The 7,477-nt window shown below is 72.6% G+C and carries 9 protein-coding genes; 3 read left to right on the plus strand and 6 right to left on the minus strand.

The genetic code is table 11. The annotated features are described in order from the left end of the window. Positions 1-339: 339 nt before the first annotated feature. The 3 genes from IE182_RS30350 to IE182_RS30360 are packed head-to-tail and all read right to left on the minus strand — an operon-like array spanning position 340 to position 3,049. Positions 340-801, minus strand: coding sequence for an NUDIX hydrolase (locus IE182_RS30350; RefSeq protein WP_190113198.1), 462 nt, complete (start codon positions 799-801; stop codon positions 340-342). Beyond that, a complete protein-coding gene (locus IE182_RS30355) occupies positions 798-2,051 on the minus strand; it encodes a DegT/DnrJ/EryC1/StrS family aminotransferase (RefSeq protein WP_190113199.1) in 1,254 nt (417 codons plus the stop codon). The genes IE182_RS30350 and IE182_RS30355 overlap by 4 nt, the downstream gene beginning before the upstream one ends. Next, positions 2,048-3,049 (minus strand): Gfo/Idh/MocA family protein, encoded by a 1,002-nt coding sequence (locus IE182_RS30360; protein ID WP_229845256.1) that lies wholly within the window; start codon positions 3,047-3,049, stop codon positions 2,048-2,050. Before IE182_RS30360 ends, IE182_RS30355 begins: the two co-directional genes overlap by 4 nt. 204 nt (positions 3,050-3,253) lie before the next feature. Here IE182_RS30360 and IE182_RS30365 point away from each other — a divergent pair, with 204 nt between their 5' ends. Further along, entirely contained in the window at positions 3,254-4,636 is a 1,383-nt protein-coding gene (locus tag IE182_RS30365; RefSeq protein WP_190113200.1) for a helix-turn-helix domain-containing protein, read from the plus strand. A gap of 116 nt (positions 4,637-4,752) precedes the next feature. On the opposite strand, the gene IE182_RS32335 is transcribed toward IE182_RS30365, so the two are convergent. After that, complete coding sequence (locus IE182_RS32335; RefSeq protein ID WP_229845257.1) at positions 4,753-4,932, minus strand: winged helix-turn-helix transcriptional regulator; 180 nt, start codon at positions 4,930-4,932, stop codon at positions 4,753-4,755. A 104-nt stretch (positions 4,933-5,036) separates the two neighbouring features. Between IE182_RS32335 and IE182_RS32340 the strand changes: the two genes are divergently transcribed. Further along, positions 5,037-5,204, plus strand: a complete 168-nt coding sequence (locus tag IE182_RS32340) for a hypothetical protein (protein WP_229845258.1) — start codon at positions 5,037-5,039, stop codon at positions 5,202-5,204. Positions 5,205-5,566: 362 nt separating this feature from the next. Here the strand turns inward: IE182_RS32340 and IE182_RS30375 are convergent, their stop codons facing one another. After that, the gene (locus IE182_RS30375) at positions 5,567-5,842 is read right to left on the minus strand and encodes a DUF6255 family natural product biosynthesis protein (RefSeq protein WP_190113201.1); all 276 of its coding nucleotides are present in this window, start codon (positions 5,840-5,842) and stop codon (positions 5,567-5,569) included. Next, the gene (locus IE182_RS30380) at positions 5,836-6,408 is read right to left on the minus strand and encodes an ATP-binding protein (RefSeq protein ID WP_190113202.1); all 573 of its coding nucleotides are present in this window, start codon (positions 6,406-6,408) and stop codon (positions 5,836-5,838) included. Before IE182_RS30380 ends, IE182_RS30375 begins: the two co-directional genes overlap by 7 nt. A gap of 222 nt (positions 6,409-6,630) precedes the next feature. On the opposite strand from IE182_RS30380, the gene IE182_RS30385 reads away from it, so the two are divergent. Continuing rightward, positions 6,631-7,416: a helix-turn-helix domain-containing protein gene (locus tag IE182_RS30385; protein ID WP_190113203.1), complete on the plus strand. Its 786-nt coding sequence runs from the start codon at positions 6,631-6,633 to the stop codon at positions 7,414-7,416. Positions 7,417-7,477 lie beyond the last annotated feature (61 nt).

Genomic DNA, 7,477 nt, shown 5'->3' on the forward strand with positions numbered 1-7,477 from the left:
GTCGCCGCACGAGGAAGGCCCCCGCCTTTGATTGGCGGGGGCCTTCGTCGTGGGCCTTGAATCGCGTAGGCGTTCGCGTGAAGATCGCCGATGGTCGGCGAGGAGTGGCTACGGTCCGCCGCGTGGCGGTGTCAGCAGGGCTTACGGCGGTCTGTGCCGGCGAGTTCGGTGTGACGCCTTCGCACAGGGGCTTGCCGGACCGGCGCGCGCAGTGTGCGGCGATGCGGCAAGCCGGCCGGTCGAAGACGGTGTCGCGGCGGTGTCCGCGGCCTGGCAGGAAGCGGTGGCCGCACACGGGGCAGCGCACGGCGCTCGCGTCCGGTTGGGCTCGGGAGCCGGTCAGAGTGCCTGGTCGCGCCAGGTGTCGAGGACGGCCTGGACGGCGTTGGAGACCTGGTTCTGCTGGGCGCGGTCGGCCCACAGGTGCGCGTCGTGTTCGGTGAGCGTGACCGTTTCGCCCGTGACGGTGGTGGTGAAGTTGAACTGGCGGGTGGTGTGGCCGCTGCCGGATAGGTAGTCGAAGTGCCCGAGGTAGCCACCGACGGCCGTGACCGTCAGCCCGGTCTCCTCAGCGACCTCCCGCCGCAGCGCCTCGACGAGGGTCTCGCCGTCGTCGACCCCGCCGGAGGGCAGCTCCCATAGCCCGCCAAGGTAGTCGTCGGCCGGCCGGTGCAGCAGCAGGACCTTGCCGTCGGCGTCGGGGATGACAGCGCCGACGACGGTCTTGGTGATGCCGTCGTGTTCGGCAGCGCGGGTCAGGTCGTCGAGGAGAGCGGTGTCGAGGGGAGACGGGCTACTCACAGCAGGTCCTTCGCATGGGAGGCGACTTTGGTGATGGCCGCGGTGTAGGCGTCGGCGAGGCGGACGTCCTCCTCGCGGTGCCAGACCGGCAGCTTGAAGGTGGTGGCGTGCACGTGCTCGGCCGCCGGGAAGTCGTCGGCGGCGGGGCCCTGGCGGTCAGCGTAGCCAGGCAGCAGGGCCCCGGGGGCCTGGAACAGCGGATGAGTGCCCAGGGGGCAGGTCGAACCCGGCTGGTCGGCCTCGGTGGCGCCTTCGGCACGTACGGCGTCGAGGAACCGCTCCAGCGGCAACCCTCCGAGCTCGGCCGACTCGTACCGCAGCGGCAGCGCGTACCAGGACGGCCGGGCGGAGAGCGGCACGTGCGGCGCCCGGATGCCCGGCACGCTTTCCAGGGCGGCGCACATCCGGGCTGCGATCTCCTGGCGCCCGGTCAGGTGATGGTCGAGGCGGGTGAGCTGGGCGCGGGCGAGCGCGGCGGCGAGAGGGTGGATGCGCAGTTTGAGGCCCGTGCCGGTCACCGCGAAGCGCGCGAGCGAGTGGTCGGCGGGGATTTCCCGGCGGCACCGCTTGTTGTACTGGCCGTGCAGCAGGACGCGGTAGTACAGCTCGGTGTCGTCGGTGGCGACGAACCCGCCCTCGCCGGCCGAGAGCGGCTTGGGGCCGTTGAGGCTGAACGCGGACGCGGTGCCGAAGATGCCGGTCATCTGGTGGTTCCAGGTGGCGCCGTGGGCGTGGGAGCCGTCCTCCAGCAGCATCAGCTCGTGCTCGTCGGCGAAGGACACCAGCGCGTCCATGTCCTCGGGCAGCCCCCACAGGTGCACCGCGACGACCGCCTTCGTCCGGGCGGTGATGCGCCGGGCGGCGTCGTCGAGGTCGAGCTGGCCGTGGTCGTCGACGTCGGCGAGAACGGGGTGGGCGCCGAGGTGGAAGAGCGGGGTGGCGGTGGCGTGGAAGGTCAGGGCCGGGACGATGACCTCGTCGCCGGGCCCTACCCCGGCCGCGGCGTACATCGAGTGCAGGGCGGCCGTCCCCGTGCACGTGGTCACCACGTGCTGGACTCCGAGGTAAGAGGCGAGCGCGTCCTCCAGATCCGCGACGACGCCGGAGCGGTCAGGGATCGAGACGGCCGTCTCCAGCTGGGCGGCGACCGCGCGCCGGTCGGCGTCCTCGATCGGCGGCCACACGAAATGCGGGCCCGGTGCCGTCACGACCGGCTGGCCGCCGAGCAGGGCGAGCAGGGAGTCGTTCATGCCAGGAACTCCTTCGGGTCGGCGGGGCGGTTGGTGGTGGCGGAGGCGTAGGCGGCGGCCAGGAACGCGGTGTGCGGCAGGTGGGCGTCCGGGCCGGAAGGGTTGGGGGCGGTGCCGTCCAGGACGCGGCAGAAGCGGTCGATCTGCACGGCGGGCGAGCAGGGCCAGGCCGGTTCGCGCAGCAGCGCCTCGACCGTCTGCCCGCCGGGGTCGAGGAGGCGGACGGTTCCGCGCTCGACGACGAGCGCGCCGTGCGGCCCGGTGACAGCCAGGCGCTCGGTCTTCGGGCCGGCGGAGCGGGAGACCAGCAGCGAGCCGTACAGGCCGGAGTCGTAGGCGAGGTGGACCAGGGCGGTGTCCTCCGCGTCGTACTCGGCGCCCGGCGCCGCGGCGGCCGAGGTGTCCGCGAGGACACGGTCGGGCAGCCCGAGGTACCAGATCAGCAGGTCGATCAGGTGGTAGCCCATGTCCGCCAGGCACCCGCCGCCCGCGAGCCTCGCGCGGCCGCGCCACCCGGCGGCCGGGTCCGGGCAGTGGAAGGAGTAGCGGCCCTCGACCAGGTACGGGGCACCGATCCGCTCCAGCAGCTGGAGGGCGGCGGCGTAGACGGGGTGGAAGCGGCGCTGGACGGTGACCATCAGCTCGATCCCGGCTTTGTCGCACAACGCGGCCAGCTCTGCCGCCTCGTGAGGGTCGGTGGCGAACGGCTTCTCCTTCAGCACGTGCACCCCCGCCTCGGCGCACGCGGCGACGACCTGCTGCCCGGCGTGGTGCGGTACCGCGGCGATGACGAAGTCCGGCCGCACCGCCTCCAGCAGATGTTCGACGGTGGCGAAGCCGGGCACCTGGTGCGTGGCGGCCGCCGCGGCGACCCGGCCGGCGTCGACGTCGCAGACCCCGGCGAGCTCGGCGAGGTGGCACTGGGCGAGGCCGGGCAGGTGGTCGCTGGTGGCCTGACCGCCGAGCCCCACCATCGCGGCCCTCTTGGGTACGTTCATCGCTCACATCCCCCTTCGGATGCGCGGCGGCGGGCCCGCCGTCCGGGCCGCCCGCCCTTCGAGGACACCGCGACCAGAGCGGTGGCGGCAGGGGCGTTGGCGTGAGCCGCAAAGCCGTTTGCATCCCGTGCAATGCCCCTGCCCGGGCGCGGCGCCTGCGAGTACGGTGTGCGGCGGCGCACTCCCGGCGAGCGGGGGACGGATATGGACGCGGTCAGATCACAGCCGGCACCGTTGGTGGACGGCAGCCCCGGGGAACTGGTCCGGCAGGCGCGCAAGAAGCAGGGTCTGACCCTGGCCCAGCTCGGAGAGCTGACCGGCTACTCTGCGGCCCAGGTCTCCCGTTACGAGCGCGGCGTCTCGCCGCTGACCGACGTCACCGTGCTGCGGCGCTTCGCCGACGCCCTGGGCATCCCGCCGCAGGCCCTGGGACTGACCGCCCCGACCGAAGTCCGCCACGGACGGGTGATCGGGCCAACCGCCGCCTACCCGCTCCTGCCACGTCCTAGGGTGGCGGGGACGGCTCGTCGAGAAGACGGGGAGGACCCGGTGCGGCGCAGGAAGTTACTCGCGAACCTCGCGGTCACGGCCGCCGCAGCCGTCGGCGCCCCCCTCCTGCCCACCGGCAAGACACCCGGCGAGGACGCCGCCGTCGGCGAGGTCCTGGTCGCGCGCGTGCGGGACGCCATGCTCGGACTGCATGCCGACGTCACCGTGCCGCCCGCGGCGGTCCTGCACGCCGACCTGGCCCGCGCTTTCGCCGACTTCCACGCCTGCGCCTACGAGAGCCTGGCCGTACGGCTGCCCCGGCTGATCTGCGCGGTCCACGCCCGGGCCGGAGGCGCTGGGGACGACGGGCTGCTGGCCCACAGCTATCTGCTGGCCACGCGCATGCTGATCAAGCTGGACGAGCAGCAGCTCGGCTGGATGGCCGCCGACCGCGCCCGCCAGGCCGCCGAAGCCGTCGGCGAGCCCCTCCTGGTCGCGGAGGCAGCGCGGCAGCTCGCGGTCCTCGCCCGCAAGGCCGACTGGCATGATCAGGCGCTGTCCATCGCCCTGACGGCGGCCGATCACCCCGCCCTTCGCGGCGGGCAACCGGCACTGGCGGCCCAGCGGGGCCTGCTGATCCAGTCCGCTGCCTACACCGCCGCGAAGACCGGCGATGCGGCCGGGATGCGGGAGCTGACCGGCGAGGCCGCCGCCATCGCCCGGGAGCTTGGCCCGGCCGCCGTGCTGCGGGACCACGGCGGCGGCTTCAGCCCCACGACCGTCCAGCTCCACCTGGTCTCTGCCGAGAACTCCGCCGGCGACCCCTCCGCCGCACTCGCGGCGGCCAGGGCGGTGGCGCCCGGGAGCCTGCCGAGCACCGAGCGGCGGGCCCGCTATTACACCGACGTTGCCACCGCCTTCGCCCGCTCGGGTCGCCGGGGCGACTGCATCCACGCACTTCTGGCCGCCGAGCACCACGCCCCGGAAGAGACACACGCCCGTCCGGCGGTGAAGTCCTTGGTCTCCGGGCTACTGGTCTCCGGGCGGACGACCACCGAACTACGCGCTCTCGCTGCCCGCGTCGGTGTCCTCGCCTGACGGCTCACTCGCCGTACAGGGCGGGCCATCATCGCCGTACGGCCCGAACGGGCCCTCCTTGCCCGGCTTCGCGCCCAGTTGCGGGGCGCCTCCCTTGGCTCGGTGGTAGCCGGGGATCACCGGTTGCCACCTTCGAGCTGGGCGGGGATGCGGCTGGCCCGCAGCTCACGCAGGTCCGGGATGTGGTTGTAGAGCGTGCCCGGAGAGACGCCGAGCACCTTGGCGATGGCGGTGATGGAGTGCTCGGGGTTGGGCAGCAGGTCCCGGGCCATGTTCAGGATCTTCTCGTCGACCACGGTGGGCCGGACGCCGACCTTGCCGCGGGCGCGGGTGCGGCCAGGCCCTCACGGGTGCCGGAGACGATGAGTTCCCGGATGAACTCCGCCAGGGCGGCGAAGACGTGGTGGCCCAGCAGGACGAGATCTGGCGGCGGTGGCGGGAGGGTGAGTCGTTCAACTCGATGGGCCGGGCCCTGGGCGCCCCGATGCATGTCGTCCGCAGCTTCCTCGCCCAGACCGGCGGGGTTCGGCAGCCGTCACGGAGGCGGGCGGAGCAGCACGGCCGCTGACCGCGACCCGCTGTACCGCTGGTCCCCAAGGCTGGTCGTGCGGTGGTACGAGCGGGGGCTGCTCCGCTGCGCTGCGCGGTGCGGTCCGGTGGCGGAGTGTGGCTGCACCGCTGCGCGGCTGGGCGGGCGGAGGGGGCAGAGGCTGCGCCCCTGGGGGCCGCCCGCTGCGCGGGGCGGAGGGGGTTGCCCGGCGAGGGGGCGGTGCCGCTTCGGCAACCCGGTCGGGTGCCTTGACGGGCCGGGTGCTCCTGCGGCCGCGCAGTGGGCGATCCCCAGGAGGGCGGAGCCCGGCCCCTTCGGCCCCCAAGCCGCGCAGCGGCGCAGTCGCACTGCGCCGCCGCCGCGTGCGGTCCCTCGGGGAGTCACGAACCAGTGTGCCGTCTGGTCCAGCGGGTGCCGGTTGCCACTTTCAACGCCACGTTCCGGGCGGCTGCCCGGTCGGCGGCTGCCCGGTCGCGGGCGGAGGGGGTGATGGTCCGGGGCAGGCCATGGGGGCGTACGGCGCGGTAGTCGGTGAAGCGCCGGGTGCCGCAGCGGCCGCAGCGGGACTCCCCGGCGGCGTGGGTCCAGCCGTCGAGGTGCGGGCAGTTGTCCGCGGGCCGCTGCCCGGGGGCGCCGATTGCCGTGCCGGTCAGCATGTGCGCGCCGGCAGCAGGTGGACGTCACGGAAGTGACTGCGCACGGCGACGTTCGCGTCGTCGATCCGGCGACGGTCGCCGCCGCTCACGGCCTCGCGCCGTGCCGTCTCCAGGCGGGTGCAGTCGGCGCACCCGACAGGCGACCTCGGCGCCCGCACCGGTGGTGCGCCCACCACGAACCACGTGGCCTTGCCGCGCCCCGGGCCGTGGGTGCAGACGCCCCACGCGTCGGCGCCGCGTTCGATCAGCATCAGCCCGCGGCCGGACTCGGCGTCGAGGGAGGCCATGCCCCGCCGGACGGGCAGCCCCGCCGCCCCGTCGTGCACGAGCACCCGCAGGTTCCCCGGCCCCGCCCACTCCGCGGAGAGCGTCACGGGTGTCCTGCAGCCCTTTGCGAGGCAGGCGTTGACCGCGTTGGTGACGGCCTCGGAGGTGAGCGCGACGGCCGTTTCGGCGAGGTCGGTACGGCGCGCCGCCGTCAGCATGGTGCGCACGGCTTCGCGGGCGGTGCGGACCCATGCGGGGTGGGGTGGGAAGACGAGGGAGCAGTCGGGGCGGGGTGTCATGGGTGGCTCCTGGGGTGGGGGGAGAGGGGCGCGTGGTGGCGTTGCCCGGGCCAACGGCCGTTGACACGAGTGCACTTCCGTGATCCCGACGGTAGTGAGATGTCTTCCCAACTAGCAATGATTCGCATGGTGGTTGACCCTTGTGGGTGATGCGGGAACGGTTGGAATGGATCGGTCCGATGCGGCCTCGGCAGACTGCCCACAGCGACGAGGAGGTTATGGATGGCGCCCAGGAAGCAGCCGAGCGAGCGGCAGCGTCGGCTCGGGGCCGAGCTGCGCAAACTCCGTACCAGGTCCCGCATTTCGAGCGATCAGGCGGCTGCCCTGCTGGAGGCCGACCGTGCGCGCATCAGCAACATCGAAGTCGGGCGTCTCGATGTGTCGAGGAACCGGCTCTACATGTTGCTGCGTGCGTACGACTGTCAGCCGGGCCCGTACTTCGATGCGCTCATGGCGATGGCCCAGGAATCAGGCAAGGGCTGGTGGGATGACTACAGGGATGTCTTGGGGCGCAGGGCTCTCGACCTGGCGGAACTGGAATCGCGTTCCACCAGCATTCGGGCCCATGAGGCATCGGTCATCCCGGGCATGCTCCAGACCGATAACTATGCCCGCGCTGTGATGTCGAGCATTGAGGGTGATCACCCGTACCTGGAGCGATGGGTGCAGTTCAGGCTGGATCGGCAACGAGTCCTGCGGGGTCTGCGGAGCTACCACGCCATCATCCCGGAGTCGGGGCTTCGCATGCTGGTCGGAGATGCGAAGACCATGCGCGTGCAGCTGCTGAGGCTTATCGAGATCGCGCGCCTACCGCATGTGACCTTGCAGATCTTCCCCTTTGAGATGGGGCCTTACTCCGCGCACAGCGGGTCCTTCATCCTCTATGGCGGTTCGACCCCGGAGCTGGACACCTTGTACCGGGAGGGCCCGACCACCGCGGACTTCTTCGGGGATGGAAACACCATCGCCGACTACGGCAAGATGTTCGAGCGACTAGGCAGTGTCTGATGGCTCTTGCCCGTGTGGTGGATCAGCCGTTCTCCCGGGCAGGAGTCCGTCATGGTGCGTC

This window comes from Streptomyces cinnamoneus (assembly GCF_014650495.1).
Classification (GTDB): domain Bacteria; phylum Actinomycetota; class Actinomycetes; order Streptomycetales; family Streptomycetaceae; genus Streptomyces; species Streptomyces cinnamoneus.